Source organism: Peribacillus frigoritolerans (genome assembly GCF_001636405.1).
GTDB classification, from domain to species: Bacteria; Bacillota; Bacilli; order Bacillales; family DSM-1321; genus Peribacillus; species Peribacillus frigoritolerans.
On sequence record NZ_KV440950.1, the window covers coordinates 1,441,011 to 1,467,187 of the forward strand.

The following is a 26,177-nucleotide window of genomic DNA, read 5'->3' on the forward strand; positions in this document are numbered from 1 at the left end:
CTTTTGATAAAATAAGTTTTTATGGAGAAGATTTTTTGTTAGTTAAAGAGGGGGAATAAGGGTGGAGGAACATGTGAAAAAGGCTTTAATCGAATGGAATGAAGAAATCAGTGATGTGTTAAATGGAATAGAAAAAGAGTATGAAGAAGTTAAGCGTGACCTTCAGGTTTATTCCTATAAATTCAATATTACCAAACAAGTTGTACAATCCACTATAAATGATGAAATTATTCGAAACATCCGCGAGCTCTATCATAAACCTTTTGAACAAAAATTGAACGAATTGAAAGAGTCGATAAAAGAGCTGGAAGAAAAGAGAAAGGTTTTTCAAATGTTTGTCGATAAAATCGAAAAGGTTAGTGAAAGAGAAGAAGGAAAACCGCAAATATCAGTCATATAAGGCAGCGAAGGGCGGGATACTCACAAGTACTCTACTATTCTATACCCAAAAACTAGGCAGCGAATATACCTGCTTTTTTTTGCTGGAATAGCAAAAAGCGTCCCTTGTTTACCCCAACATCAACCCGGGTACACTATCCTATAAAAAGGAAATGGGGGAATTCTATGTGGAATGCGGTCTTTTGGGGAGGGGTATCGGGTTCTGCCGTCCTGCTTGGCGCACTTGCCGCCATCCTCATTCCGATCAAGAAAAACATCATTAGCTATATTATGGCCTTTGGTACGGGTGTATTGATTGGTGCCGCGGCATATGAGCTGCTAGCTGATTCGGTGAGTGATGGAGGGATTTGGGCGACGGGGATCGGATTCATAGCAGGGGCCGCCGTGTTTACTGCCTTGGATTTTCTTATTTCCAAAAAAGGTGCGGATAAAAGGAAACGGTCCAATAATAGCTCTTCGAAGGAAGCGGGCCTAGCCATTTTCATCGGGACGGTGATGGATGCCATACCGGAGTCGATCATGATTGGCGCAAGCTTAATAAGCGGCGGCTCGGTAAGCTGGCTATTGGTCATTGCCATCTTCATCAGTAATATTCCGGAGGGGCTCTCAAGTACAACAGGTCTGCTCAAAAGTAATTACTCCAAGAAGAAAATCATGCTGCTGTGGCTTTCCGTCCTGATAATTTCGGCACTTTCCTCGATGTCGGGCTATCTATTCCTAGATCATGCCCCGGACTATGTCCTGGCAGCGATGGCAGCCTTTGCGGGAGGGGGAATCATCGCTATGATCGCCTCAACGATGATGCCTGAAGCATTTGAAGACGGAGGGCCGATCACGGGCATATTCACCGCTGCGGGCTTGCTTATCTCTTTAGTTCTGGATTCGATGTAAGATTGTCCCCTTGGAGGGAAGGGGGGCAATTTTTTTTGTGAATTCTATCATAGAAGGAAATGTACAAGGAATCTATCTCGAAAAAGAATTGTTGGTGTTAAAATATCATTTCAAATCATACACTCTTCATATAGATTTTAGACATTGAGGAGCTGTTGGAAATGAACTTCGAGATGCAAATAGCGAATATGTTAGCTGATAATTTAAAGGGTTTCATTACATTCGTCAGGGAAAATCATGAAAATGAAAACAATTGCTTTTGTTTAAATAAAGATAAATTGTATCAATTGAAGCTTCTTGTTGAGGAGTTTAAGTTTCAAGTATTGGCCGATGAACTTAAACGGATCAACCGGTTTACCTGGGATGAAAACTATACGCACTTATTAGTTGATAGATTCAGAAAAGGGATGGCAATCATTGAAGAGTACGTTGAAAATAACTACAGCGATTTATTCATTTTCACCGCTAGACTTTACACGTTGAATAGCCTCAGCTTAACCTTTTGCAAAGAGGAAGAATCAATAGTCAGCTAATTAGGGCACCCGCGAAAAAAAGAAGAGCACATATTATGTGCTCTTCTTTTTTTTCATTATAGGGATAGTTGACCAAAAAAGATTCTAATTTTATATGCTCCGAGCCCGATCTTATTTGCTTGGCATCGAAGAGATATACTTTTTGACCACTTCATACACATATTCTTGATTGGCTGCTGCTGTATTAGGGTTATATTTACCGCCATTCACTTTATTATTGGATAGCACTCGTATACCTAAGAAGGGCACATCGTAAGCTTTGGCGATTTGTGCTGCCGAAGCTCCTTCCATTTCTTCAACAGATGTACCATATTTCGTATGGAACCATTTAATCCGATCCACTTCATTATTCCAAACATCTGCAGAACCGATAGTACCATCGACAACCTTACCTTTTGTGTAAGTATCTTTAACTGCATGAGCAGCTGCGAGTAAATCCTTATCTCCTTCGTAGAAGCGTGGTTTTTCAGCATTAGGATCTTCTCCTGCACTTCCTTCAGAAGCCATTAGGTCCATTGGTTTCCAAATAGTTGGATCAATTCCTTCGTTTTCAGCTTTATCGGCCGTTTTTAATGAACCTAGGTTTACCGTTCTCTCTCCTAAAACAATATCAAAAACGTTTAAGCTTGGATCATGTCCGCCTGATGTCCCTTGATTGATGATGGCAATAGGGTTATATCTTTCAATGGCCAATGCTGTAGCGGCAGCCGTATTTTCCATCCCTTTACCTGTTTTTGCCACGATTACAGGATAATTGTCTAAAGTTCCAATGTAAAATACAAAATCCCCTGATTTTTCTTCTTTAACATTTTCTAGCCTTTTAGCGAAATTTTCAGCTTCGATTGGCATTGGACCTTGAATCATGATCGGCCTTTGAGCCTTTTTTTCGACCGTTTCATTTTTGGAAGTGGAACTGCAAGCTGCAATCACCGACACGAAAAGTAAAGTAATGATTCCTAATAGAGTGTACTTTTTTAACATGTTTTTTCTCTCCTTAAAAAAAAATTATCCAATTGTTTGAAACACTCGCAGTTGTGGTCAAAGAAAAAGGTCCAGAACGGCGAATGAATGCTGCCTTCTAGACCTACGATAGTCAAAGTATAGATAATCAAGCAAAAATGAAGCGATTGCTAAATCATTAGCTGCTCAAAAAGCGGGCGGCCGAATACTTTAACTCGTAGTCTAGTTCTTTCACTGGGAACCAGGTAGAAACGCTCAGACCATATTTCCGAGCATATACGAGTAATGATATGTACGATTATTACTTTGCTAATATAACAAACAAATGAAAGATAATCAATCAAAAAGGTGAACGATAAATCAAAAGTGTTATTTAATGTTCGTGATTTAGGAGGAGTGGTCCGTTAAAACGTTGATTGGAACGTAAGGAAATCGCTTTCCGCGGGCGGTCGTGGAGCCTCCTCGGCTTGCGCCTGCGGGGTCTCCCCTAGACGCGCTTTTCTAAGCAGGAGTCTCGTACCTTCCGTTCCAATTAACTTTGTGTTTTAAAAGAAAAAACTGCTGGCTCGTCTGATTCCGAACCCTATTTTAAGACTAGTTTATCCTTCATGTTTTTTTCTGTAATCCCTTAAAGGATGGAAGAGATTTGCGACACTCCTGCCGAATAACTGGCTAGCCAAGACCCCACAGGCGCATGAGCCGAGGAGGCTTGGCAGACAGTCGGCGGAAAGGGAGCGGATCTCTGAAATCAACTGTAATGTTTTCTTGAAAAAACTGTAGGCTAGTCTCAATTATGTTTAGACTAGTTTATCCTTTAAGTTTTTTTCAGTAATCCTTATTGGAATGAAGAAATTTGCGACACTCCTGCCGAATAACTGGCGGGCCGAGACCCCACAGACGCTTGCGTCGAGGAGGCTTGGCAGACAGTCGGCGGAAAGGGACGGATTTCTGAATTCAACTGAACGCTTTATTTATACAAAGACTATGGGTTTTGTCAGGGTCGATCATGATCAACCAAAGTTATCACGACATTTCCCTTTTTATGTCCTAGCTCTACGTATTTATGAGCTTCGGGAATCTGTTCCAGCGGGTAGCGTTTATCAATGACCGATTTTAATTCTCCAGTTTCGATTAGCTCTTTGAGAAATAGTAAATCTTCCGTACGTTCCTTTGCTATTCCCTGTCCTTCTACGGACACGTAACGCCCGTTCAGGGTCAGTGCTTTTTTGCATGTGGCTTTCGAACTTTTCCCGACTGCATCAAAGATGATATCATATCGCTCTTGTCTTTCCGAAAAATCCTCTTCCGTATAATCAATTACTTTATCGGCTCCCAATGATTTCACCAATTCAAAATTAGCGGCACTGCATACTCCGGTAACTTCTGTTCCAAAGTATTTGGCCAGCTGTACCGCGGAAGTGCCCACCGAACCGGATGCGCCATAGATGAGGACTTTTTGTCCGGCCTGGATATTGGCTTTTCTGAAAAAATGCAGAGCTGTCGTTCCACCAAAAGAAACGGCGGCAGCTTCTTCATAGTTCATATTTGCAGGCTTCATTGCAATTGGGCCGTCTTCAGGTAAGCATGTGTATTCGGCATGGGCCCCGAAATTCATTCCAGTCATGGCAAAAATCTGGTCGCCTTTTTTGAATTTTGTCACATTCCTCCCCGTGCCTTCTATCTCCCCGGACAACTCCACTCCGAGTATCGGTTTTCGCGGTTTTCTAAGGCCCAGGAACATTCGCATCGGCAGCCATAATAAGAAAGGGCTATTGAAACTCCGGACTCTTACGTCCCCAGAAGCCACTGTTGCCGCGTGAACCTTTACCAGTATTTCGTTGTCCTTTGGGGTTGGCTTTACTACCTCTTTGAGTTCCAGTACATCGGGTGAACCGTATTTCGTGCATACCATTGCTTTCATCGCAAGTCTCCTTAGTTTTTGATACAATCTTTTAATACTATGATGGAAGCTGTAAGATAAAACTAACGTAACTGAAGTAACTTCTGATGAAATGTTGAAAAGCAGTGATTATTCATGGGGATTCCCTGAGGTAATAAGAGTACGTTCATTCGGATAAAGCCGCGAAACCTTTGGCTTTGCTGATAAACGGCAAAAGGAGATTAAAGAATGACCATTAATGAAAGACCAAGAAGAATTATTTTAGATTTAGCAGTTACATTAGATGGATTCATTGAAGGGCCGAAAGGAGAAATCGACTGGTGCATTATGGACCCTGAAATGGGGTTCATTGATTTCTTGAATCAAATTGATGCTATTTTTTATGGAAGGAAAAGCTATGATTTATGGGGGCAATATACGCCAGAAAATGAGGTATCCGATACTGAAAAAGAAATGTGGAATATCGTTCATGGCAAACAAAAATTCATGTTTTCTAAAACGAAAAAAAGCACTGATAATAACGTAACGATCATAAATGAAGATATTGTTGAAGAAGTAAATAAAATAAAGAATACGCCTGGTAAAGACATCTGGCTTTATGGAGGGTCAAGTCTTATTACATCTTTTATAAGATTGGGGCTGGTTGATGAATTCAGGTTATCTGTTCACCCTGTTATTTTAGGGGAAGGAAAACCTTTGTTTATTGACATAAAGGAGAGATTGAACCTAACACTGGTTAATACAAAAAGCTTTTCCTCTGGCGTTGTCCAACTTTGCTATTATCTTAATGAAGAGTAATTGTTAAGCATGATGATATATACTTGTAAAATGATGAATTCACGAGTAAAACGTTGAAATTCACGAGTAAAACCCAAAAACTCACGAGTAAATCCCCAAAACTTACGAGTAAAGCCATAAATAGGTATCCATACTTGATGTGTGGGTACCTTTTTTTATACATATTGCAATTTATAATTTATAAAATGTAATATATATGTTGCAAAAAGTAAAATGAATCATATAATAAGGGTAAGCGATGGAATTAAATGGAGGTCGATTAAAGATGAATCTATTTAAACGAACGAAAAAGATTACGGATGAGCGGATTGAGAATGTAAGAAATAGAATTTATAAAGAAATGTATTATGTCATCTTGGTCATTTGCCTGGCGAGTGCACTTTTCAAACTATATAAATATGGTGCAGGCAGCGGGGAGTTATATCTGGAATTCGCGATCCTTGTTGGAGGGGGGCTGTATTACTTAGCTCGTTCGATTTTCTTAGGTGTATTCTGGGATGAGGTGGAGATGCATGACCGCAACAGCAAAACACCGATGAGCAAGAAGACGGTTCTTGGGACGGTTGCTTTAGCACTTATCATCGCTATATTCATGGGCGTGAATAGTGCTGTATCCTATGCCGATGGCAGTTCCCAGGGTGTATGGTATTTTGTATTGGTATCGTTTGTATCCGTCATGATCTATTTGCCGATTTTACTTCTGTTTTTTGGCGGTATATACTTGCTGGCGAAGAAAATCGGAATGAAAAATAGCTAAGATAAGATAATAAGAAATAGTAGGTGCTATCCCTTGAAAAATATAAAACTGAAGCTTGCGAGAGTAGAAAAGGACTTGTCACAAGAAGAACTGGCCAAGATTGTCGGCGTATCCAGGCAAACGATAGGATTGATTGAATCCGGAAAGTATAATCCCTCATTAAGTTTATGTGTCGGAATTTGTAAAGCATTATCCCGTACATTGGATGATTTGTTTTGGGAGGAAGACTGATCATTGACTTTGATATCTTTTTTTCAGGAATTTATCATTAAAAAATGGGGGAAGGTATAGCATGTAAGCAAAAATCTAACATTCGAGAGGGATGGTTTGATGGATCGTACGATTGGTTACTTACGTGAGATATTGTCTAACTATACGGACCAATATCCTGAGGCGCAGGAAATATATGATAAAATCAAAAGCGGACACTTTCATTCTGAAGAAGAACTCGTCAATAAGCTATCCGGTAAAGAGGCCAGTCTCCTTAACCATATTCTTCCTCAGGAAATCAAGCATGCAAAGGAAGCGAGTGATTCGGAACGGGTCACGCAATTATCAGAGGTATATGAACTGATCATTATATGATGAAACCTTGTCCATGATGATCATGGACAAGGTTTTGTTGGTTTTATTCCATTTCACTAAGTGAATCCATATGACTGGCAATCATGGCGATGATCGTGCTTGCTTCTTCCTTGCTGAAAATGAAATTCGTTTCATCCTTTATCAGGTCATCATCCGCTGTCCGAATCCGATTGATCCGTTTCAGCACACCATCACCCGTCTCCTGAACGATACCGAATTGATAGGTGACCTCCACTTCATTATCCTGGATATAGGCAGTCACTTCAGGCGTTTCCCAATCTACATCGATTTCGTATATATCGGAATTTTCGCCGTCAGGATCATACAAATCATCATTATCATCATCCATATCCATTTCATATGCATAATCGTAATCATCATCCTCATCATCTTCTTCCAAATAGTTATGGAAGCTCTCATGGACAGCATCGATGATATCTTCAATATCCGAAAGGATGACCTTGCTGATCTGCCCTAAATCCGGATCGAACGATTCCATATAAAATTCTTCATTATACGGATCAAAAAACAGCGAGGAAAAATAATCCCGCTCATCGTCTTCCAGCTCTGTATAAAACTCGATGCGTGGATGCTTAGACCCGCGCTCCACGATCATACTGCCATTGCGATCGTATTTCTCACAAATTGATTTAAGATGATCCTGCAATTCCCCGCTTACTCTGTCAAACCATTCTAATGACATCAACATCCACTTCCTTTCGAGATTATTATTTCCCAGAAAAGCCGAACATGACATGCCATTTAAAGGCAACTGCAATTTAACTACGCATCAGGAATGTCCGTAATAAAAAATGAATGTAAAGGGAAAATAAGATAAAAGCAAAAACGTTAGATTTCCCTATACCTTTCAATGATAAAGTCAATAAAATACCTGCTGGCTATTGGCAATACCCTTTTATCCTTATACGCCAAAGTAATGGTTCGGATAATAGAAGGAGAGATGCTTTTCGTTACAATATTATAGGGACATTTATGTAAGAGCAGTTTCGGTAAAATCGAAATGCCAAGCCCTTGTTCAATCATGGACATAATCGCATAAGGGTCATATACCCGGTATTGTGTATCAGGTTCAAAATCGTACTGTTTAAAAATCATTAATGGTTCATGTATCACTCCCTCATCCAACAGAATATAAGGATCTTTTAGCAATTCCTCCAAGGAGACTTCTGTGGATGATGTTAAAGGATGATCAACTGGCATCACAGCCACCATTTCATCTTTTTGCAAGGGAATCGTAGTTAAATCCGAAACATTTGAATTCACAAAGCCAAAGTCTACGCTGCCTTCTTTAATCCAGTTTGAGATTTCCATATAATTTCCTTGATGTAATTCGAAATGTACAGTTGGATAAAGTTCCTTAAAATCCTTGATCAATCCTGGTATCCAATGACATGTAACACTGGAAAAGGTGCCAATACGAATAAGGCCGCTTTGCAGTCCCTCCATCTCTTTATGCTTTTCAGTCAGTTCCCTATGTGAATGATAAATCTTCCTGATATATGGAAAAAATTCCTCGCCATCTGGTGTCAGTGTAATACCCTTTCGAGAACGTAAGATAAGAGTGGTGGAAAGCTCTTCCTCTAATGAATGGACCATCTGGCTAATGGCGGACTGCGTATAGCCAAGTTCTTCAGCCGCTTTTGTAAAACTGCCTGTTTCTATGGTTTTGATAAAAGCATAATACGAATTCAACCGAACTGACCCCTTTGCATTAGTAATTCTAATAGAACTATTATAAAAATTGGTTTTACTAATGTAAATGGAAGAAATAAAATATAGTTGGAATCTAAAATTAATTCATGGAGTTGAAGCAGAAAAGTAATGAAGATTAACGTTAAATACAGAAATATCATTTATGCATGTTTAATGGCTTTTTGTATGTCCTTTTTTATTTCATTCATATTAGTCTCAATAAATAGGGGGTATGATCATCTATTCTTATCTGCATGGTTAAAAACTTGGTCACAGGCTTTTACTTGTGCTTTCTTTGGAGCTTACTTCTTTCCGAGAGTCATACAACAAATAATGAGAAGAATTAATTTTGTAGAAAAACCGCTCATGATTGAGAAGGATTTATTAGTGAGAGAAGAAGACAATGGATGATGCCAGTAGATAATTAAAAGGATTTCCTGATTTTAGTGCTGCCCAAATGATGGGGAGCCTTTTTTGCGTTTCCCTGCAAAATTTCAAGATCATGCTACTTTCATCCTGTAAAAGTTTATATAGAGTGTGAAAGGGGGTGAGTGGCATGGCAAAGCAGATTCCAGTTTCAAGTACGTTGCGGATCGATTTTGAGACAGGGTTAAATGAAAAAGGGGCTCTCGTTTTCAAGCGGAGGACCTTTTCGAACATCAAGGTCGAGGCGACGGCGGATCAATTGTTTTCGACGGCTGTTGCAATCACAAGTGTGCAGAATTATCCAATGGGTGAAGTGACCAGGGTCGATATGTATTCATTGATTGGCTAAACGGTATTTGGAAAGATGCCGGAAGCGGGGGAGGTGATTGGAAATGGCTAAAGTACTGGAATTGATTTTCGTTACGGAGGAAGGCAAGTCAGCGACGATTTCCGTTGATAATCCGAAGGAGCCGGTCGAAGTGAATACGATTAAACTGGCAATGGAAAAAATCATTGAGGGGAACGTGTTCGTTACATCTTCAGGGGATTTCGTCGATTTGAAAGCGGCACGCCTTGTCGAGCGGAATGTCGAGGAAGTGGAACTCATCTAAGAACGGGTCTTGTTGGTCAACCTGGAAGAGAGGTGGAAAAAGTGGATCAAATCCTGCCGTTTGTCAGTGATATTGGGTTCCCGATCATTGTTACCCTTTATTTGCTTCATAGGATTGAAACGAAATTGGATACTTTGAATGAAACCCTTGTGGAGCTGCCAGAACGCCTGCGAGAAGGGATTCCGAAGTCAGGTTAAGGATAAGCGGGGAGCCTCGTGGGTGATAGCATCCATGGGGCTTTTCCTTTTAAAATGGAAAAGTTTTAATAGATTCTAGTTTTATATCAAAACTATCGGGTATACATAAAACTGTAGCTAGTTCATCAAAAATCCAAATAATAAGGAGGAGTTTTAATGGCTAACAACAATGAAAAAATGAGCAGGGAAGAAGCTGGCCGCAAAGGCGGGGAAGCTACAGCAAAAAATCATGATAAGGAATTTTTCCAAGAGATTGGTCAAAAAGGCGGAGAGGCCACTTCCGAAAATCATGATAAGGAATTCTATCAGGAAATCGGCAAAAAAGGCGGAGAGGCTAGAGCCGATCAACGTGATTCCGATGATTGAAAAATGAGCAGGAAAAAGCAAGACTTAATGGCGGGAAAAAAAGCCGCCGCTAAAAAAACGATCTAAAGTTTATAGCTGAATCTAGTTTTATGGCTGTTCAAGCGGGTACATGACATATGTAGCTAGTACATGGAAAATCCAAATAATAAGGAGGAATTTTTAATGGCTAACAACAATGAGAAAATGAGTCGTGAAGAAGCAGGACGTAAAGGTGGAGAAACAACAGCGAAAAATCATGATAAGGAATTCTATCAAGAGATTGGCCAAAAAGGCGGAGAAGCCACTTCCGAAAATCATGATAAGGAATTCTATCAAGAGATTGGCCAAAAAGGCGGAGAAGCCACGTCCAAAAATCATGATAAGGAATTTTATCAAGAGATTGGCCAAAAAGGCGGAGAAGCCACTTCCGAAAATCATGATAAGGAATTCTATCAAGAGATTGGCCAAAAAGGCGGAGAAGCCACTTCCGAAAATCATGATAAGGAATTTTATCAAGAGATTGGCCAAAAAGGCGGAGAAGCAACCTCCGAAAATCATGATAAGGAATTCTATCAAGAAATTGGCCAAAAAGGCGGAGAAGCCACTTCCGAAAATCATGATAAGGAATTCTATCAAGAGATTGGTAAAAAAGGCGGAGAAGCCACTTCCGAAAGTCATGGCAAGGAATTCTATCAGGAAATCGGCGAAAAAGGCGGAGAAGCACGGGGCAATCAACGTGATGATTCCGATGATGGAAAAATGAGCCGTGAAGAAGCAGGACGCAAAGGCGGGGAAAAAAGCCGCCGTTAAAATTTAATCCAGTGAAACTTATAAATGACCGAGGGAGAAAACATTCCCTCGGTTTTTTTATGCCAGCACAGCACATCGCAAAGTGTGCTCAGGGATTAAAGTGGGTAAAGAATAACACCTAGAAAAGAAGAGGTGATGAAGAAGTTGATTGCCCATTATTCATTTCCCCGTTTAAAAGTAGGCGGAGTTACATTCACTGCACGGCATTCATTGCTTGCTCTTGGTCTTGGGGGAATTGCTTATCTGGTTTCCAACAAGAGGAGGAAGCATCAAGCGGTATTCAAAACGGCTTCATTGATGTGCAAAATTGAACGGAAAAAGGATTCCATCAAGCTTATTTGGCCTGATGAAGGTGGTTACTATCGGGTATTCAGGGGGCGAGAGCTGATTTACAGCGGTTCGGAGCCGAAGATGGCAGATCGGGACCTTACTCCAGGAACCATCTATACGTACACGATAGATAGCTTGAATGAAAAAGAACAGGCAGTGAACAGGATGAAAATACAGACATCAACGACCACCGAAAATAAAAAAGAGGATAATATCCTTTTGGATTTGGTATTCACGACAATTGTCGCAAAAGGCCAAGCCAGCCTGGAATGGGAGCCCATCAAGGGAATAAAAGAATATACGATTTATCGAAACGGCGTGGATATTGGGAAAGTGAGCGGATGTTCCTTCAACGATCGGAGTATTAGTGAAGATCAGGAATACACATATACCATTAAAGCGAAGCGGCCCCTTCCGCGCTCGGAGCAGGAGTCCTTTGCCGTGAAATCCCTTGTAGCGAGTATTGTCGGAGCCGTAAAAAAAGGTTCATCCCAAGCAAAGGCGGCGATCGAGGAAATAACGAATACTAAAAAAATAGGACCTGTAAAACAGCTTTTGCAGTCAGTTGAAAACGAAGTGGATGGTAAAAGGAAAAGAAATTGGCAGCTGCGCTATTCCACTTTTTTACCTGAAGAGTGGCTGAAAAACCCCAATCTGGCCTCAAAGGTTCCCTATTTTAAAGGAGACAACCGCGGGTTTGATCCTGAATCATCACGTTTCCGGACCAGGGTCGATGTGTTCATTCACGAAAAGGAAAGGGAAGCCGAGATTGAATTTTCCAAAGCGGTCGGGAAAAGTGAGGCTTACAACCATGATGGGGATTTCCTTGAGGAGGGAGTGGCCTCGGATGAAGGTGTTATAGTGAAGCGCGTATTATCCAATCATGAGAAAACGACAATCCAGCTGACACACTCTGTAGGCAATCCGATCATCATTTCACCTGCCGTGGATTATAAAGTGATCGGGACCTTTTACCGAAATGGTGAAATCAATATCGCCGGCTATCATGATCAGGCCCCGCATCACGAAGTCTACCTAAAGGAGGCAGACGACCAAAACTGGGAAGCGCTGCACCTTGCGGAAAACAAAGGGCTCGAAATGATGGCGCACCCTACGGCCAATCATTTATGGAGATACTCCACATTCACACAATGAAAAGACGAAAAGCCAAGAGCGCTTATCGTCCTTTTTTTTGAGGTCAATGGCAATCCAACCACTACATTTTCTTATAAAAACCGCTTTCGAACACTTGGCGACGGCAGCATACAGCTTTCTTCTTTCTTTCCGAACCATTTATAACGGTTCCTGGCAATGAAATCATAAACGAAGTTCCGGATGAAGCTTGGGACGATGCTGAAACCATAAAGCAATTTCCATGCCCCTTGTAAGCGGCGGCAAATCCTTAAGGCTGCAGACGATTTATAGTAGGCTTTATCCTTTTCGATCAGCACCATGCTATCTATATCTGCAGGAACATCATACTTCTTCAGCAACTCTTGTCCTGCCTCACTTTGAAGCGAAGCGTAATGAAAAAGCCCCTGCGGATCCCGCTTGATAATGAACTGGACACTCGAATCGCAAAAGTTGCATTCACCATCAAACAAAATGACCGGATTCATGAACATTCCTCCTATAGAGAGACGTTATCAAACTCATGCTTATATAATACACTACCCGTTTTGAAAAGGCGAAAACGTCTGGAACTGCCTGGAGTTTTGATGATGAAGGGATTGTCGTTCCGTCAGGTCACTAAGGAGTACGTAAGCCAATAAGCGGGTGGACCCATGATATAGGCAGTTTTTTGACTGTTATCAAACTGTTATTTTCCATTAACTAAACTGTAAACAAGCTGTGATATGGTAGATACTCCAATGAAGTTCCAAGCCGGCAATCCTATAGTAGAGGAACGCCGGCTTTTTCATTCAAACCATAAATGAGGATTAGAAAATATAACTGCCAGTTTCTTTATAGGGGGGAAGATTTCATGAAACGTGATCCGTATTTTGACAATGCGAAAGCTGTCTTAATCGTACTAGTTGTTTTGGGGCACACATTAGCTAGAATGGTGGAAGAAAACCAATGGATTTTAACTATTTATCTGTTCATCTTTTCATTCCATATGCCAGCTTTTATTTTAGTATCCGGTTATTTTTCCAGAAAGATAAAAAGTAAAAAGGACCTCTGGGGGCTCATTAAGAAAATATTAATTCCCTATGTAATATTCCAGGTGATATATACCTTCTATTATCGGAAGGTATTTGATGAACCAATAGACTTCACAATATTGACTCCAAGATGGGCTTTATGGTTCTTAATAAGCTTATTCTGCTGGAATATATTACTGTTTATATTTTCCTCCAGGAAATATGGGATCGTCCTTTCAATCATTGTCTCTCTAATAATCGGTTACTTTGGTGAAGTGAATGAATGGTTAAGTTTGTCGAGGACCTTCTTTTTCTTTCCTTTCTTTTTAATTGGTCATTTTTTAGAAAAAAATCATTTTGAATGGGTTAAAAAGAAAAGTAATGCCCTGATCGGCTGGGCTGTACTAGGGTTGATCTTCACCGGTATTTATTTCTATGGGGAAATGAGTTGGAGGGAATGGTTTTATGGCCGCTTAGGTTATCAGGAATTAATGGAAGGCTCCATTGCCCTCGGTTTTATATATAAGTTACTCGTTTATTTAATTATGGGAGCAGCAACTTACTGTTTTTTATGTATAGTTCCTAAAAAACAAACGTTTTTTACTGAAATAGGATCCATTACATTAGGTATTTATCTTTTTCATATGTTTTTCCTGGAATATGTTTACAACTCATTTATTTATGATTGGATCAAAGAAAGTGGCCAATACTATGTTTTATTAGTCATACCTGTAACCATAATATTTATATTATCAAGAAAACCGATAGTAAAAGTGGAATGTGCGTTAATAGGAATGAAAATGAAAACATAACAGAATTTTAACACTGTAGACAAACTCGATGAAAACAAGTTTGCTCAATTTTCATTTAGGTTTATTAAACCTGGAACGTCGATTGGAACGTAGGGTACTCGCTTTCCGCGGGCGGTCGGGGAGCCTCCTCGTCGCTTTGCGCCTGTGGGGTCTCCCCTCGACGCGCTTTTCCCGCAGGAGTCTCGCACCTTCCGTTCCAATCAACTCTGTTTTGAAATTTAGATAAGCCCCTTTTTGTCTTCAGTTTTTATAAGGGTTCATAAAACATGGAACGTCCATTTCCACTTCAGGTACTCGCTTTCCGCGGGCGGTCGGGGAGCCTCCTCGTCGCTTTTGCGCCTGTGGGGTCTCCCCTCGACGCGCTTTTCCCGCAGGAGTCTCGCACCTTTCGTTCCAATAGACTTTGTGTTGAAATTTAGATAAGCCCCTTTTGTCTTCAGTTTTTATAAGGGTTTATTAAACCTGGAACGTCGATTGGAACGTAGGGTACTCGCTTTCCGCGGGCGGTCAGGGAGCCTCCTCGGCGCGCCTGCGGGGTCTCCCTTGCCACGCTTTTCCTGCAGGAGTCTCGAACACCCGCTCCAATCAACTTTGTGTTTTAAAAGAAAAAACTGCTGGCTGGTCTTATTCCAAACCCTATTTAAGACAAGGTTATCCTTCATGTTTTTTTCCTGTAATCCTTAATGGATGGAAGAAATATGCGACACTCCTGCCGAAAAACTGGCTAGCCGAGACCCCGGAGACGCTTGCGTCGAGGAGGCTTGGCAGGCAGTCGGCGGAAAGGGAGCGGATTTCTGAAATCAACTGGAACGTTTGTTAAGAAGAAACTGTAGGCTGGACACATTCCAAACCATGTTTAAGACAAAGTTATCCTTCATATTTTTTTACTGAAATCCTTAATGGATGGAAGAAATATGCGACACTCCTGCCGATTAACTGGCTAGCCGAGCCCCCACAGACGCTTGCGTCGAGGGGGCTTGGCAGACAGTCGGCGGAAAGGGAGCGGATTTCTGAAATCAACTGGAATTTTTAAAAGAAAAAACTGCAGTCAAACTCGCTTTTCTTAGAGTTTCTCTACAGCCAGAGCCCTTCCGTTTGAAGGGTTTTTTCATGAAAAGAAATTTCCAGATATTTAGTGATCTACAAAAAATTTCATTTAATGAGGGTTAAATGGAGGCTCCACTAAAAGGGTTACAACCCTTTTAAAGTTATTCCAGGAAAGAAAATGAAGGCGATTACCCGAAATGTTTCCAAAATTATTAAGGGGTAATTACTTTTGTATTTCACTTTCAATAAATCAACTCTAAACGTCCAAATTTATTTTATTATGACTATATAAGATTTAACTATCATCAAAGGAGCGGCATATGAAAAAGTTTTTCATCATCTTCATTTTGGCTTTAATCCCTTTCGCCTCTACGAAGGTAAGTGCAGAATCTGACTTACCTCTCAATAGTGAAGCCGGGATCATTATTGACGCGAAAAGTGGAAAAGTATTATACGGAAAAAACATGGATAAACGTATGTATCCAGCCAGTCTAACGAAAGTTGCAACGGCGATATATGCTATAGAACACGGGGATAAGAACGAACTGGTGACTGTTAGCAAAAAAGCGGCGAAGGCAGACGGGTCTTCGGTATTTATTGAACATGGGGAGGAAATAGAGCTTTCCGAATTAATTGCAGGCATGCTAATCAACTCCGGAAATGATGCAGCCATCGCAATTGCCGAGCATATGTCTGGCAGTGAAAAATTGTTCATGGAAGATTTGAATGAGTTTTTAAGAAACGAAGTAAACGTTACCGATACTCATTTTACGAACCCCCATGGATTGTTTGACAAAGACCATGTAACTACGGCCAGTGACCTTGCGAAAATTACCCAATATGCAATGAAAAATGAAACATTCCGTGAGTATTTTGGGAAGAAGGAGTTACCATGGGAAGTGGAAACATGGGACACAACTCTGATTACCCATCATAAAATGTTAAAAGGCGAACTCCCCTATAAGGGAATAACCGGCGGGAAAACCGGTTTCGTAAGTCAATCCGGCTACACCCTGATTTCTACTGCCACTAGAGGAGAACAGGAATTGATTGCTGTCACTCTAAAAGCTCCTTCAGACAAAGTTGCCTACTCTGATACCAAGCTTTTATTCAACTATGGCTTTGAAAACTTTAAATCAGGAAAAATTGATAAAAAAAGCAAACTTTATTCAGCGGATTACTCTAATTCCTACACGCTGAACGAAGACATATACTATACTCATTTAATCAGTGATCAACCCAGTCTAAAAACGAGTAATGATGGAATGCTTTCAATCATGAACCAAGAAGGGGAAGCAATCGACTCCTTTGACCTTAAAACGGTCGCTGATGTTAGGAACACAGTATTGCCTGCCCCAATTAAACAAGAAACAATCAATGATAAGCTAATAAAATTTTCTGTCCCATCTCTAGGGTTGGGAGGCTTTTAAAACTTGTTCCTATACATACCCCAGTTTATAAAAAATAAAAGTGTGCCCTTATCATCCATGAATGATAGGTGCACTCTTTTATTTTTATTGATGATCCGAGAACAGGAATATACTAATCGGACAGCACAAAGGTACCTGAATTGGAAATGGAGTATATGACCATAATAGTATTAAAAAAACTATTAGGGATGATTTCATGATATATATCTATAATGATTATGGGGGTACACATACCACGTCTTTGGCTGCCGCCTATCATTTAAAACAACTACCTCAATCGGAAAGAAAACTAACTTCTGAAGAAATATTAAATGTGAAATATTTTAATAAATTAACGAAAAAGGAATTTGGAAAGCTGATTTTTCGCGGGATCGATGAAGATGGCAATTCCGTTTATACAATGGGACATAAAAGAGAGAAACTCGTTGTTCCGGCATTAAAAGAATTGACTTTACTACTGGAGGAGAAATTTCACTTTAACGAAAAAATAGTATTCTCCAATACATCCCCAACTGTCCCTATTGCCATGTCTATAGGGGGATATTTATCAAGAGCATTAAAAATCGATTTCATAGGTGTGCCATTATTAATTATAGGCACCAAACAATGCTGTGATAATATTTTTCGCTTGGTTGAAAACACGAAACAAATAGGAAAAGCAGCGAATGGGGAAAAAGTGATTATAATAGAAAATGAAATATATAAGTAATCCTATTAAAAATTTACTTAGCCCATCAAAATTCGTTTTTGAAAGTGCAGGTTGCGGAATTCAAGTCAACAATTGATGTTGGCTTTTTTTGTTATGTTTCTGGATGGATAGATGTTATACATGAGGTGACGCTTGCACTTAATCGAACAATAAACCACCACCCGGAAGTGGAGGTTTATTAATGAATCGAGGAAATTACTGTTCTTGCAGGCTGGTTACAGAAACACTTTGTTTTTTATTTGGATCATCAAGGGGATGGATTGTAGCTGTTCCATTTTGTTCATCCACGTGCTCAATGTAGATACTTTCCTCATTATAGGTTACAGTAACCATATTTGGTGAAGAAGCAATTTCTTCTGCTCGTTGTGCGTTCATTTTAGCCACCTCCTTTGAATTTGCAACATGTTTAATATTTGTTCCGATTTACTTAGATATACTAGTTGAAATTAATTCTTCCAAAAATCCCTTACTTAACGAACTGGTGGCTGAGTTATTTGTATGGCAGTTTTTAAATATTTCGATAACGCAGGATAGTTCAAGATAAAATCAGTTGATATAATTACAGAAAATTAAGAAAGTATGGGGGGATGTAAAATGAATAGTGAAGGATTTTCGATTTCCACTAATAAAAAGTATTTAGATGTTGATGTAATACATGAATTTTTGAATCATGAAGCTTACTGGTCAAAGGGAATAACTAAGGAAACAGTAATAAAGTCAATTGAAAATACGACCTTATGTTTTGGGGTTTATAAGGGTGAAATAGGAAATGAAGGTTGTGTTCAAGTTGGGTTTGCAAGGGTAATAACCGATTTAGCAACCCATGCGTATCTTTGCGATGTGTTTATATTACCTGACTATCGTAAATTAGGATTATCAAAATGGTTAATGGACGTTATCACCGATCATTCCGAACTAAAAAAGGTTCGCAGGTTCATGTTAGCAACGAATGATGCACATTCATTATATGAAAAATTTGGTTTTAAACAGATTGATAAACCAGAGCTATTTATGCAAAAAGTCGGTAAAACCCCATTTCAACAATAAGTACTTTTAACACAAAGGGATTAGACCCTGCATAATCGTGCACAGAATGTCGGATGTTTCATTTCAACTCCTGCTATTCTGTTGATATAAGGGAGGTCATTGAATGGATTCGCTCAAAAATATGAATGGTGCCATTAAATTCATTGAAGAAAATCTTACGAACGAAATTGACTTTAAAGAAGTTGCAAGGCTCGCTTATTGCTCGGAATATCATTTTAAAAGGATGTTTTCCTTCCTTGCCGGTATTTCACTATCCGAGTATATCCGCCGAAGACGACTTACACTTGCAGCGTTTGAGCTTAAGAGTAGCAACATAAAGGTCATTGATATTGCGATAAAGTACGGGTACAGTTCACCAGACTCGTTTGCAAGGGCGTTTCAGCATTTGCATGGTATCACGCCATCAGAAGCGAGAAGTAATGGCCATTCACTTAAAGCCTATCCACCGATGTCCTTCCAATTATCCATTAAAGGAGGCAGTGAAATGAACTATCGAATTGAAGAAAAAGCGGCATTTCACATAATTGGAATTAAAAAAAGGGTTCCAATCATTTTTAACGGGGTCAATCCAGAGATTGCATCTATGTGGAAAAGTTTAGACGAGAAAACGATAAATGAACTTAAAAATCTATCGAATGTCGAGCCATTAGGGCTGCTTAGTGCATCCGCGAACTTTTCCGAAGGCCGGTTGGAGGAAAAAGGGGAGCTTGATCATTATATCGGCGCAGCTACAACGAGGGAATGTCCAGATAACTTAACCCAGCTGAATGTCGATGCGTCTACATGGGCGGTATTCGAAGCAGTCGGCCCCTTTCCTGAAACACTGCAAAATGTTTGGGGACGCATTTATTCAGAATGGTTTCCATCCTCAAACTATGAACAAAGAGAAGGGCCGGAAATCCTTTGGAACGAAAATAAAGACATAACCTCACCAACATTTAGAAGTGAAATATGGATCCCCGTTATGAAAAAGTAAGTTTACCAGGCGAAGAATTTATCGGAAGAGCTGTCTTATGGCAGCTTTTTCTTATGGAGCAAACAGGGAAGGATAAGGGAATAAGAGCTAGGTATAATTTGCTTTAACGAGCTATAATGGTGGATAGAAAGTGCTAATATAAGGAGATTGGAAAATGCCTGTTATTGAGTATCAACAATTTATTAAAGCCCCAGTTGAATTATGTTTTGACCTAGCGAGAAGTGTGGATATCCATACCAAAACGACAGCTAACACTAAGGAAATGGCTGTTGATGGTGTGACAGAAGGGCTATTAGAGGAGGGAGATGCTGTTACTTGGGAAGCCATTCACTTTGGTATTAAACAAAGGCTGAAAGCCAAAGTGATACTAATGGAAAAACCAAATAAGTTTGTAGATATTATGGTGAAGGGTGCCTTCCATTCCTTCGTACACACACATCAGTTTAAAGAAGAACCAGGCGGAACTATAATGATGGATACATTTCAATATAAGTCACCGTTCGGTCCAATTGGAGTATTAGCTGATAAGTTGTTTTTAGAGAAGTATATGAGAGCATTTATCGTTTCTCGTGCAAAGGCACTGAAAAAGATTGCCGAGAATAGGTAATAACCTTGTTTAAGACTATACTCTGCTATCATGGGTTGCTGCGGCAGCCTTTTTATTTTCCCCTAGTACCAGGAGGAACTAATTCACTGATTAAGAATGAAGGAGTTGATGAATAATGAAATGATTCCCAGATGATGAAGATGGACAAGTGTTATAAATGCTTTATAGAACTAATGGGTGCTTAGCTGAAGTTCGGAGCTGTCTTTATAACCGGCACCCTAAAGATTAGCGAATGGCTCGGCTCAGCGGTACAACCGTGTTAGGCCCGCGGATACAACCGACCGTTAATTATAATTACGGATCAAATCGTTTGCTGCGATTAGATCTTTTCTTTTGTTTTTATAAGAATAACACAAACAGAACAAATGTTCCAGAGTTAGTGTGTAAAATTATTACTTTTTTTCAAAAATAAATCTTATAAAGGATATAGTTGATTCTCTTGAAGATGAACGGGCAGGATGGTTGAAGCAGCAAGCGAATCATAAATCATATTTTCCAAGGTGGCGCAAAATGAGACTGACGATGGGGATGTATTTGTTTCGGAAATGTGATAAAGGGCAACAGGATGAGTACTCAAAACATGTGAGGTTGACATGACTCATCTTTTGGGAACAAAAAAAAGCACTTTGATAATTAAGGTATCAAAGTACTTTTCATTTAACAAACTACCAATCCCATGACATATGACACCCAAAGTCAACATGGCATTTATTCTGCTTACAACAATGATCGTAATGCTCATTATCGCAGCGTTTTTTCTTCTTACAATCATAATGCTCATTATCGCAGCGTTTTTTCTACTTATAATCGCAATGCTCATCATCGCCGCGGTTTTTCTTCTTACAACAATCATGATGATCAGCATCACAGCTTTTTTTCTTCTTACGATCGCAATGCTCATCATCGCAGCGTTTTTTCTTCTTACAATCGCAATGCTCATCATCGCAGCGTTTTTTCTTCTTACAGCAATCGTGATGCTCATCATCACAGCGTTTTTTCTTCTTACAGTAATCGTGATGTTCATTATCGCAGCATTTTTCCTGCTTCCAACAATGATCGTGATGCTCATTATCGTAGCATTTTTCCTGCTTCCAACAATGATCGTGATGTTCATTATCGCAGCATTTTTCCTGCTTCCAATAATGATCGTGATGTTCATGATCGCAGCATTTCTCCTGCTTCCAACAATGATTGTGATGTTCATTATCGTAGTGTTTCTGCTTACAACAATCCTCGTAATAAGACATGGAAATGTCACTCCTTTCTATCTTTTAAAATATTAATAAAGGCAAAGCCTTCTCTATTTAGAGAGGGCTTTGCTAGTCAAGATTAAAAACTGTTCAACACCGTCATTTACGGAGCAGCAAGAGTATTAGTTGTTGGAGTAGTTGTAGTTTCACAACGACGTTCATTTACGTCGCAAATACCACCGTGTTTATCAACAATAACTGGTCGAATAACTGTAATTGTAGTGCGTAGTACAATCTTGACTAAAATAGCATTGGTAGAAACAAGGCCCGTAGTGCCGATGACTGGGACGCCTGGTTGAGCAAAGATCCCTTCTACTACTAATGCGGGTTCTATTACTGTATCCTCAGGGCAGGCGCCTGGAAAATCTGTATGCTCCTGGAATGGTAAATTCGTTGTAAGTGTGGCTGTTGCAGGAGTTGTTGATCCTGGTGGCGTAAATGTTACCGTAATAACTACAGGAATAAGTCCGATGTTAACGACTTTGTCCCTAATGATTGTCGTGTTACGGGTAATACCAGCTAGATTCGGTACAACAGATACTGGACCAATAGTGGATCCAGCTGGTATAGCAGGAGCAAACGCGGTAAAAGGAAGTGTTGCTTCTGCAACCTTTTGTACCGCTTTTGAGCCTACAACTGAATTGACTAGGACACAGTCGCTGTTTAATGGTGCAGCGAGTTGGCGAGCCGGAGCTTTAAAATTGCAATCGCAAACAGAATCGTCGTGAGACTTACAAACCTTACATGGTTTTTTAAATTTTGAATGACGATCAAATCTTGAATCATCACCGAATCTTGAATCACTCCCAAAACCCCAGTCGCTGTCGGAACATGCAGAACCCCAGTTGCTTTGCATTGTATTTTTTTTACTAAAATTACCCATAAAATCTCAATCCTTTCTTGTAACTATTTTTATTTTCGAAAATGAAATGGAGTGTAGTATCGAACCGTACTAAAGCACTGCCAAAAGCATTTTCGTTGTAGTTACAAAATATAGTATTAATAAAATAAGGTAATTGCTTGGACAGGTTGCTTATATTTGCGGACAAGTCGTAAATATTTATAGGGCTTACACTTATCATTTTGCATTAGAGGAAGTATGGAACGCGGGTAAAGAAATGGATGAATATAAAGGGAAGCAAAAAGCTAAAAAATGAAAAGCGGTGCCACGAAAATACAGATAAACCCAAAAAGGACTTCTTTGCTCGATTTTACAAAAAGTGAACAAAGAAGTCCTAGGCTCTTTTTAAGGCCTCTGAGCGAAGATTCGTTTTTAATCAATAAGATTTATAGAAGGTATACTTTTTTAGATTGTTATTTCTCTTGAAGACTAAAGTGCCAGGGAAGCAAGACAGCCGAGGTATTTTCGGACTGTGCATGTGTTCTATAATTATCCAAAAAAGGAGAAATATTTATGACGGCGTTAATTATATCAATATATATAACTATTACTCTTGTATCGCTCTTTACCTTCGCTGGGCCTTATTCGCCATTGGTGGGACTTGCAGTCGGTATCCCTATACATATCCTAATAGTACTTATACAAATATATAAAGAAATAAAAGTGATATCTAAAAAACTATAATAATAGTTTTTGTCGACTCTATGTCCTGGACAGTAGATATAAGGGATAGTTAATCCGAAAAAGGAAAGGAGTGGGGTTCTTTGGGTATCAATATAGGTGATTTAGTATATCAACTTATTATGTTTATTTTGTTGCTTGGTATGATCTTTGCGGTTTACTTTTTTGTTCGTTCTCTTCTTGCAAGGTCAAACAAACCCAATAACATAGAACAAAAACTTGATAGAATAATTGAGCTGCTTGAAAAGGATAAAAGAGATTAATTTCTTTTTATCCTTTTCATTTTTTTGTTCCCTGTTCAGGTCAATAAGAAGTCGAATAAAACTTAGTGATTTCATCTAGTGCAAAAAAGATTATGGAGCATATAACCGCAGAGATAAAGAAACCTCCCGGGTCAATAAAGTATGTAGCCAATCCGAAACCAATATGTATGAATCCAGATAACCAGAAACGTAAATTGGAAAACTTCATTGAGATGAATTCAGCAATTAGTGAAACCGGTAAACCATAAAAGAAATTTCCAAGCAAACTATAAAAAAGCACAACCATAATGATCAGGAAATCTCCATCCCATTTAAAGGATGGTTCTTCAAAAAACGAGACTAGAAATAAACCAATTGTAAAGGTCACTGATGAGTAGAAGGCCACTTTAATTTTTCTGAATTTTTCTTTAAACAGAAGCTTCCTAATGACAGGAAATGCGAACGCAATCGTTATAAAAGCGAGTAACGTTTTAATTATTATTGGAGTAGTTGAAACAAGTATGATTGTCAACAGAACAGCCATGGAAAAAACAAGAATATAAGAATTTCCTTTTATCATAAATACCTCGGACCTTTTTACCTTCATTCTACAATAAGCTTGAATTAGTGGGAATTGGATGTCGCAAACAATCATTAATTTCAATGAGTAAATAAGGTGTCAGGCGGAGCTGTATGAAATCTTCAAACGGTAAAAATAGGCGCTGATAAACTGTTGATTTTAGGTAGTGCGCGTGGTTGAAAAAAGTTTCTGGTGATTTTTGTGTCATTATCCTATTTAGAACATAAGTTGAATTAACCCATTTAATTTTTTCCTCCTAAAACAAATAAGGAGATGTTTCTATTGTCAAATTGCGGTCATGATTCAAATTGCGGTTGCGGTAACGATGTTGGTGGATTTGGTGGCGGTTTCGCTTTTATAGTCGTATTGTTTATCCTCTTAATCATCGTTGGAGCTGCTTGTTTCGGCGGAGATAGAGGTAACGATTGCTGTTATCCCGTTCAAGGATATGGCGGTTTCTGCTAACAAATGTATAAAGAAAAGCCGACCTTTATTGGTCGGCTTCCTTTATGCAAACTTATTTTAATTATCGTGAAGTAAGCTTTATGACTGAACCGATAATATTATCCCAGTCTTCACTGTGAATTTCATGCCCTGATCCATCAAGAGTCACTAATTCAGCTTGAGGGATGGCTTTCGCAAGAGCAAGTCCGTGCTCGTATGGCAAGGCTGGATCTTCTGTGCCGTGGATGATGAGGACCGGTACGGAAATCTCACCCATTCGATCGAAATATTCATCTCCTCCAGCAAGCATGGCATGATTGAATCTGCTCGGTAGCTGCTTGGCACGGTCTGCTTCTCTTTTTGCCAGTTTATGCATTCTTTCCTGTTCATAGGGTTTGGAACCGGCTAATGTTTTCCATCCATCCGCAAGATAAGCGATGACCGTCTCCCGATTTGACCAATCAATGGAAGCGCTTTTTGCATGATGATCCAATATGCTCTGGTCCATTGGAGGCAGTTTTTCCATCACAGTCCCGAACACGCTTGATGCAATTAGCGTAAGCGTATTTACGCGTTCCGGATATCTTAAGGCAAGAATCTGGCCGATCATACCGCCTAGGGACATCCCAACGATAGAAGCACGCTCTATGGAATAGGCGTCCAGGACACCCGCGGCATCGTCAGCCAAATCCGTTATTGTATAGTTGGAGGTACCGGGTTCATAAACGGTAGACCGTCCCAGATCCCGATGGTCGTAGCGAATCACAAATCTCCCCGAATCGGCAAGGCGGAGACAGAAATCATCATCCCACCAATCTAATGAAGACATCGCTCCCATGATCAAAAGCACGGCAGGGTCCTTAGGGTTTCCAAAACTTTCAGTACATATATCGACTTTATTAATTTTCAGTATCTGTTGACTCATGTTTTTTACCTCCGTATTAAATATTATCCAATAGCCGTTACGATGGCGCAGATCAATATATACTTTCCGGAGCATGATGATTGGCCTGCGCTTTTCATTATCGCAGTCTAACCCACTTAATAATCATGACGCGGCCTCCTTTTAATAGTGGTAAAATAGGAGGTATCCCTATATTACTTTAACATGGGGGATATCTTTTCGTCACCAAATTTTCCCACATATCCATACAGAAAACCCCGAATACATAGCACTTTTTGGTGCCATTTATTCGGGGTTTTTAACATGCATTTTATTGAGCGGTATATCCGCCATCTAATACGACTGCCTGGCCTGTGATGCCCCGAGCTTTGTCGCTTGCAAGGAAAATGGCGTAGTCGGCAATTTCACTTACATCGAGTAAGCGGTTTTGTGGGACAAGTGGATAGATGACCTCTTCCAAAACGCTTTCTAACGGTACCTGTCTTGTTTTTGCCAGGTCCTCCAATTGACCGCGGACGAGAGGCGTGTCTACGTATCCTGGGCAAAGGGCATTGACGGTTATGCCAAAAGAGGCGCTTTCCAGGGCAGCGACTTTCGTCAAGCCGATTACACCGTGTTTGGCACTATTGTATGCGGCTTTGTTGGCGAATCCAATCAGGCCGTTAATGGAAGAGATGTTGATGATTCTGCCGAAGCCTTGTTCTTTCATGATTGGCAAAACGTTCTTAATTGAAATGAATGGCGCGGTCAGCATGATTTTGATCATCAGTTCGAATTTTTCAGTTGGAAACTCTTCAATTGGTGCAACGTGCTGAAGGCCGGCGTTATTGATGAAAATATCGATTCGTCCATATTTGTCTTTAGCTTGTTTGATTAGTTGGATAATATCCTCTTCACTTGTTACGTCAGCTTTTAAGCCGATAACCTCCAAGCCGTTGTTCCTTAGGTCCAGAGCAGCTTTTTCAACTGTGTTTTGATCAAGGTCGGACAAAATGACCTTTGCTCCATTTTCAGCAAATATCTTTCCGATCTCAAAGCCGATTCCTCTAGCAGATCCGGTAATTATCGCCACTTTATCTTTAACCATATTACATTCCTCCAATAAAAAATGTAATGGTCCAAGTCTGTCATTTTATGTCGTGAACAGG

Annotated in this window: 31 protein-coding genes, 3 pseudogenes and 1 riboswitch; of the genes and pseudogenes, 23 read left to right on the forward strand and 11 right to left on the reverse strand. The window is 39.9% G+C overall.

Annotated elements, in window-relative coordinates:
- Positions 1 to 61: 61 nt before the first annotated feature.
- From A6755_RS07050 to A6755_RS07060, 3 genes are all read left to right on the forward strand, one after another.
- Positions 62 to 400, forward strand: coding sequence for a hypothetical protein (locus A6755_RS07050; RefSeq protein ID WP_034309801.1), 339 nt, complete (start codon positions 62 to 64; stop codon positions 398 to 400).
- A 164-nt stretch (positions 401 to 564) separates the two neighbouring features.
- Positions 565 to 1,290 carry a ZIP family metal transporter gene (locus tag A6755_RS07055; RefSeq protein ID WP_063590239.1) on the forward strand — a complete coding sequence of 242 codons (726 nt, stop codon included), beginning with the start codon at positions 565 to 567 and terminating at the stop codon, positions 1,288 to 1,290.
- A gap of 161 nt (positions 1,291 to 1,451) precedes the next feature.
- Entirely contained in the window at positions 1,452 to 1,823 is a 372-nt protein-coding gene (locus A6755_RS07060) for a hypothetical protein (protein ID WP_034309797.1), read from the forward strand.
- A gap of 111 nt (positions 1,824 to 1,934) precedes the next feature.
- Here A6755_RS07060 and A6755_RS07065 read toward each other — a convergent pair whose 3' ends face one another.
- Positions 1,935 to 2,804: a 5'-methylthioadenosine/S-adenosylhomocysteine nucleosidase gene (locus A6755_RS07065; RefSeq protein ID WP_063590240.1), complete on the reverse strand. Its 870-nt coding sequence runs from the start codon at positions 2,802 to 2,804 to the stop codon at positions 1,935 to 1,937.
- Between the two features lie 177 nt (positions 2,805 to 2,981).
- A riboswitch (purine riboswitch) is annotated at positions 2,982 to 3,085 on the reverse strand.
- Positions 3,086 to 3,777: 692 nt separating this feature from the next.
- Complete coding sequence (locus A6755_RS07070) at positions 3,778 to 4,704, reverse strand: NAD(P)-dependent alcohol dehydrogenase (protein WP_063590241.1); 927 nt, start codon at positions 4,702 to 4,704, stop codon at positions 3,778 to 3,780.
- A 207-nt stretch (positions 4,705 to 4,911) separates the two neighbouring features.
- Between A6755_RS07070 and A6755_RS07075 the strand changes: the two genes are divergently transcribed.
- From A6755_RS07075 to A6755_RS07090, 4 genes are all read left to right on the forward strand, one after another.
- Complete coding sequence (locus tag A6755_RS07075) at positions 4,912 to 5,481, forward strand: dihydrofolate reductase family protein (protein ID WP_063590242.1); 570 nt, start codon at positions 4,912 to 4,914, stop codon at positions 5,479 to 5,481.
- A gap of 265 nt (positions 5,482 to 5,746) precedes the next feature.
- A complete protein-coding gene (locus tag A6755_RS07080) occupies positions 5,747 to 6,238 on the forward strand; it encodes a DUF6773 family protein (protein ID WP_063590243.1) in 492 nt (163 codons plus the stop codon).
- 33 nt (positions 6,239 to 6,271) lie between these two features.
- Positions 6,272 to 6,469 (forward strand): helix-turn-helix transcriptional regulator, encoded by a 198-nt coding sequence (locus tag A6755_RS07085; RefSeq protein ID WP_034309784.1) that lies wholly within the window; start codon positions 6,272 to 6,274, stop codon positions 6,467 to 6,469.
- Positions 6,470 to 6,568: 99 nt separating this feature from the next.
- Positions 6,569 to 6,823 carry a sigma-G-dependent sporulation-specific acid-soluble spore protein CsgA gene (locus A6755_RS07090; protein ID WP_063590244.1) on the forward strand — a complete coding sequence of 85 codons (255 nt, stop codon included), beginning with the start codon at positions 6,569 to 6,571 and terminating at the stop codon, positions 6,821 to 6,823.
- Between the two features lie 43 nt (positions 6,824 to 6,866).
- Here the strand turns inward: A6755_RS07090 and A6755_RS07095 are convergent, their stop codons facing one another.
- A complete protein-coding gene (locus A6755_RS07095; protein ID WP_063590245.1) occupies positions 6,867 to 7,526 on the reverse strand; it encodes a hypothetical protein in 660 nt (219 codons plus the stop codon).
- Positions 7,527 to 7,672: 146 nt separating this feature from the next.
- Positions 7,673 to 8,536, reverse strand: coding sequence for a LysR family transcriptional regulator (locus tag A6755_RS07100; RefSeq protein ID WP_063590246.1), 864 nt, complete (start codon positions 8,534 to 8,536; stop codon positions 7,673 to 7,675).
- A gap of 129 nt (positions 8,537 to 8,665) precedes the next feature.
- Here A6755_RS07100 and A6755_RS07105 point away from each other — a divergent pair, with 129 nt between their 5' ends.
- The 8 genes and pseudogenes from A6755_RS07105 (at position 8,666) to A6755_RS07135 (ending at position 12,410) form a co-directional block, all read left to right on the forward strand.
- On the forward strand, positions 8,666 to 8,947 hold the full coding sequence (locus tag A6755_RS07105; RefSeq protein ID WP_063590247.1) for a DUF2798 domain-containing protein: 282 nt from the start codon (positions 8,666 to 8,668) through the stop codon (positions 8,945 to 8,947).
- A gap of 145 nt (positions 8,948 to 9,092) precedes the next feature.
- On the forward strand, positions 9,093 to 9,311 hold the full coding sequence (locus A6755_RS07110; protein WP_053536156.1) for a DUF1659 domain-containing protein: 219 nt from the start codon (positions 9,093 to 9,095) through the stop codon (positions 9,309 to 9,311).
- A 43-nt stretch (positions 9,312 to 9,354) separates the two neighbouring features.
- Positions 9,355 to 9,573 carry a DUF2922 domain-containing protein gene (locus tag A6755_RS07115; protein WP_063590248.1) on the forward strand — a complete coding sequence of 73 codons (219 nt, stop codon included), beginning with the start codon at positions 9,355 to 9,357 and terminating at the stop codon, positions 9,571 to 9,573.
- Positions 9,574 to 9,614: 41 nt separating this feature from the next.
- Entirely contained in the window at positions 9,615 to 9,770 is a 156-nt protein-coding gene (locus tag A6755_RS07120) for a YvrJ family protein (RefSeq protein ID WP_034309764.1), read from the forward strand.
- Positions 9,771 to 9,926: 156 nt separating this feature from the next.
- Positions 9,927 to 10,130, forward strand: a pseudogene (locus A6755_RS07125) (KGG domain-containing protein); the annotation flags it as partial.
- Between the two features lie 168 nt (positions 10,131 to 10,298).
- Positions 10,299 to 10,724: pseudogene (locus A6755_RS07130) on the forward strand (KGG domain-containing protein); the annotation flags it as partial.
- A 6-nt stretch (positions 10,725 to 10,730) separates the two neighbouring features.
- A pseudogene (locus A6755_RS27530) lies at positions 10,731 to 10,925 on the forward strand (KGG domain-containing protein); the annotation flags it as partial.
- 135 nt (positions 10,926 to 11,060) lie between these two features.
- On the forward strand, positions 11,061 to 12,410 hold the full coding sequence (locus tag A6755_RS07135; protein ID WP_084737512.1) for a DUF3238 domain-containing protein: 1,350 nt from the start codon (positions 11,061 to 11,063) through the stop codon (positions 12,408 to 12,410).
- 71 nt (positions 12,411 to 12,481) lie between these two features.
- Here the strand turns inward: A6755_RS07135 and A6755_RS07140 are convergent, their stop codons facing one another.
- Complete coding sequence (locus A6755_RS07140; protein WP_063590250.1) at positions 12,482 to 12,874, reverse strand: thiol-disulfide oxidoreductase DCC family protein; 393 nt, start codon at positions 12,872 to 12,874, stop codon at positions 12,482 to 12,484.
- 365 nt (positions 12,875 to 13,239) lie between these two features.
- Here A6755_RS07140 and A6755_RS07145 point away from each other — a divergent pair, with 365 nt between their 5' ends.
- The 3 genes from A6755_RS07145 (at position 13,240) to A6755_RS07155 (ending at position 17,397) form a co-directional block, all read left to right on the forward strand.
- A complete protein-coding gene (locus A6755_RS07145; protein WP_063590251.1) occupies positions 13,240 to 14,211 on the forward strand; it encodes an acyltransferase family protein in 972 nt (323 codons plus the stop codon).
- A gap of 1,367 nt (positions 14,212 to 15,578) precedes the next feature.
- Positions 15,579 to 16,688, forward strand: a complete 1,110-nt coding sequence (locus A6755_RS07150) for a D-alanyl-D-alanine carboxypeptidase family protein (protein WP_063590252.1) — start codon at positions 15,579 to 15,581, stop codon at positions 16,686 to 16,688.
- Between the two features lie 196 nt (positions 16,689 to 16,884).
- On the forward strand, positions 16,885 to 17,397 hold the full coding sequence (locus A6755_RS07155; protein ID WP_063590253.1) for a DUF3189 family protein: 513 nt from the start codon (positions 16,885 to 16,887) through the stop codon (positions 17,395 to 17,397).
- A gap of 195 nt (positions 17,398 to 17,592) precedes the next feature.
- On the opposite strand, the gene A6755_RS07160 is transcribed toward A6755_RS07155, so the two are convergent.
- The gene (locus A6755_RS07160; RefSeq protein WP_054399815.1) at positions 17,593 to 17,772 is read right to left on the reverse strand and encodes a small acid-soluble spore protein H; all 180 of its coding nucleotides are present in this window, start codon (positions 17,770 to 17,772) and stop codon (positions 17,593 to 17,595) included.
- Between the two features lie 219 nt (positions 17,773 to 17,991).
- On the opposite strand from A6755_RS07160, the gene A6755_RS07165 reads away from it, so the two are divergent.
- The 3 genes from A6755_RS07165 (at position 17,992) to A6755_RS07175 (ending at position 20,027) form a co-directional block, all read left to right on the forward strand.
- The gene (locus A6755_RS07165) at positions 17,992 to 18,444 is read left to right on the forward strand and encodes a GNAT family N-acetyltransferase (protein WP_084737515.1); all 453 of its coding nucleotides are present in this window, start codon (positions 17,992 to 17,994) and stop codon (positions 18,442 to 18,444) included.
- A 103-nt stretch (positions 18,445 to 18,547) separates the two neighbouring features.
- A complete protein-coding gene (locus A6755_RS07170; protein ID WP_063590255.1) occupies positions 18,548 to 19,420 on the forward strand; it encodes an AraC family transcriptional regulator in 873 nt (290 codons plus the stop codon).
- A gap of 154 nt (positions 19,421 to 19,574) precedes the next feature.
- Positions 19,575 to 20,027, forward strand: coding sequence for an SRPBCC family protein (locus tag A6755_RS07175; protein WP_034309744.1), 453 nt, complete (start codon positions 19,575 to 19,577; stop codon positions 20,025 to 20,027).
- Between the two features lie 598 nt (positions 20,028 to 20,625).
- Here the strand turns inward: A6755_RS07175 and A6755_RS07180 are convergent.
- Positions 20,626 to 21,231 carry a hypothetical protein gene (locus A6755_RS07180; RefSeq protein WP_134402101.1) on the reverse strand — a complete coding sequence of 202 codons (606 nt, stop codon included), beginning with the start codon at positions 21,229 to 21,231 and terminating at the stop codon, positions 20,626 to 20,628.
- A gap of 149 nt (positions 21,232 to 21,380) precedes the next feature.
- Entirely contained in the window at positions 21,381 to 22,160 is a 780-nt protein-coding gene (locus A6755_RS07185) for a hypothetical protein (RefSeq protein WP_063590257.1), read from the reverse strand.
- 782 nt (positions 22,161 to 22,942) lie between these two features.
- Here A6755_RS07185 and A6755_RS07190 point away from each other — a divergent pair.
- The gene (locus A6755_RS07190; protein ID WP_063590258.1) at positions 22,943 to 23,122 is read left to right on the forward strand and encodes a DUF4083 domain-containing protein; all 180 of its coding nucleotides are present in this window, start codon (positions 22,943 to 22,945) and stop codon (positions 23,120 to 23,122) included.
- 40 nt (positions 23,123 to 23,162) lie between these two features.
- Here A6755_RS07190 and A6755_RS07195 read toward each other — a convergent pair whose 3' ends face one another.
- Positions 23,163 to 23,681 carry a hypothetical protein gene (locus A6755_RS07195; RefSeq protein ID WP_063590259.1) on the reverse strand — a complete coding sequence of 173 codons (519 nt, stop codon included), beginning with the start codon at positions 23,679 to 23,681 and terminating at the stop codon, positions 23,163 to 23,165.
- 282 nt (positions 23,682 to 23,963) lie between these two features.
- Here A6755_RS07195 and A6755_RS25925 point away from each other — a divergent pair, with 282 nt between their 5' ends.
- Positions 23,964 to 24,146, forward strand: a complete 183-nt coding sequence (locus tag A6755_RS25925) for a YjcZ family sporulation protein (RefSeq protein WP_264639326.1) — start codon at positions 23,964 to 23,966, stop codon at positions 24,144 to 24,146.
- Between the two features lie 61 nt (positions 24,147 to 24,207).
- On the opposite strand, the gene mleCBF is transcribed toward A6755_RS25925, so the two are convergent.
- Entirely contained in the window at positions 24,208 to 25,050 is an 843-nt protein-coding gene (gene mleCBF, locus A6755_RS07200; protein ID WP_063590260.1) for a CBF family alpha/beta fold macrolide esterase, read from the reverse strand.
- A gap of 289 nt (positions 25,051 to 25,339) precedes the next feature.
- Entirely contained in the window at positions 25,340 to 26,116 is a 777-nt protein-coding gene (locus A6755_RS07205) for a 3-hydroxybutyrate dehydrogenase (protein ID WP_063590261.1), read from the reverse strand.
- Positions 26,117 to 26,177 lie beyond the last annotated feature (61 nt).

Excerpts from the sequence above, each read along its gene's own strand:
- A6755_RS07195 (WP_063590259.1), bottom strand. The coding sequence starts at position 23,681 with ATGATAAAAGGAAATTCTTATATTCTTGTTTTTTCCATGGCTGTTCTG.
- A6755_RS07055 (WP_063590239.1), top strand. The coding sequence starts at position 565 with ATGTGGAATGCGGTCTTTTGGGGAGGGGTATCGGGTTCTGCCGTCCTG.
- A6755_RS07150 (WP_063590252.1), top strand. The coding sequence starts at position 15,579 with ATGAAAAAGTTTTTCATCATCTTCATTTTGGCTTTAATCCCTTTCGCC.
- A6755_RS07155 (WP_063590253.1), top strand. The coding sequence starts at position 16,885 with ATGATATATATCTATAATGATTATGGGGGTACACATACCACGTCTTTG.
- A6755_RS07165 (WP_084737515.1), top strand. The coding sequence starts at position 17,992 with ATGAATAGTGAAGGATTTTCGATTTCCACTAATAAAAAGTATTTAGAT.
- A6755_RS07060 (WP_034309797.1), top strand. The coding sequence starts at position 1,452 with ATGAACTTCGAGATGCAAATAGCGAATATGTTAGCTGATAATTTAAAG.
- A6755_RS07075 (WP_063590242.1), top strand. The coding sequence starts at position 4,912 with ATGACCATTAATGAAAGACCAAGAAGAATTATTTTAGATTTAGCAGTT.
- A6755_RS07170 (WP_063590255.1), top strand. The coding sequence starts at position 18,548 with ATGGATTCGCTCAAAAATATGAATGGTGCCATTAAATTCATTGAAGAA.
- A6755_RS07205 (WP_063590261.1), bottom strand. The coding sequence starts at position 26,116 with ATGGTTAAAGATAAAGTGGCGATAATTACCGGATCTGCTAGAGGAATC.
- A6755_RS07115 (WP_063590248.1), top strand. The coding sequence starts at position 9,355 with ATGGCTAAAGTACTGGAATTGATTTTCGTTACGGAGGAAGGCAAGTCA.
- A6755_RS07185 (WP_063590257.1), bottom strand. The coding sequence starts at position 22,160 with ATGGGTAATTTTAGTAAAAAAAATACAATGCAAAGCAACTGGGGTTCT.
- A6755_RS07145 (WP_063590251.1), top strand. The coding sequence starts at position 13,240 with ATGAAACGTGATCCGTATTTTGACAATGCGAAAGCTGTCTTAATCGTA.
- A6755_RS07180 (WP_134402101.1), bottom strand. The coding sequence starts at position 21,231 with ATGAACATCACAATCATTGTTGGAAGCAGGAGAAATGCTGCGATCATG.
- A6755_RS07140 (WP_063590250.1), bottom strand. The coding sequence starts at position 12,874 with ATGAATCCGGTCATTTTGTTTGATGGTGAATGCAACTTTTGCGATTCG.
- A6755_RS07175 (WP_034309744.1), top strand. The coding sequence starts at position 19,575 with ATGCCTGTTATTGAGTATCAACAATTTATTAAAGCCCCAGTTGAATTA.
- A6755_RS07065 (WP_063590240.1), bottom strand. The coding sequence starts at position 2,804 with ATGTTAAAAAAGTACACTCTATTAGGAATCATTACTTTACTTTTCGTG.
- A6755_RS07135 (WP_084737512.1), top strand. The coding sequence starts at position 11,061 with ATGAAGAAGTTGATTGCCCATTATTCATTTCCCCGTTTAAAAGTAGGC.
- A6755_RS07080 (WP_063590243.1), top strand. The coding sequence starts at position 5,747 with ATGAATCTATTTAAACGAACGAAAAAGATTACGGATGAGCGGATTGAG.
- A6755_RS07105 (WP_063590247.1), top strand. The coding sequence starts at position 8,666 with ATGAAGATTAACGTTAAATACAGAAATATCATTTATGCATGTTTAATG.
- A6755_RS07070 (WP_063590241.1), bottom strand. The coding sequence starts at position 4,704 with ATGAAAGCAATGGTATGCACGAAATACGGTTCACCCGATGTACTGGAA.
- mleCBF (WP_063590260.1), bottom strand. The coding sequence starts at position 25,050 with ATGAGTCAACAGATACTGAAAATTAATAAAGTCGATATATGTACTGAA.
- A6755_RS07160 (WP_054399815.1), bottom strand. The coding sequence starts at position 17,772 with ATGAACGCACAACGAGCAGAAGAAATTGCTTCTTCACCAAATATGGTT.
- A6755_RS07110 (WP_053536156.1), top strand. The coding sequence starts at position 9,093 with ATGGCAAAGCAGATTCCAGTTTCAAGTACGTTGCGGATCGATTTTGAG.
- A6755_RS07095 (WP_063590245.1), bottom strand. The coding sequence starts at position 7,526 with ATGTCATTAGAATGGTTTGACAGAGTAAGCGGGGAATTGCAGGATCAT.
- A6755_RS07090 (WP_063590244.1), top strand. The coding sequence starts at position 6,569 with ATGGATCGTACGATTGGTTACTTACGTGAGATATTGTCTAACTATACG.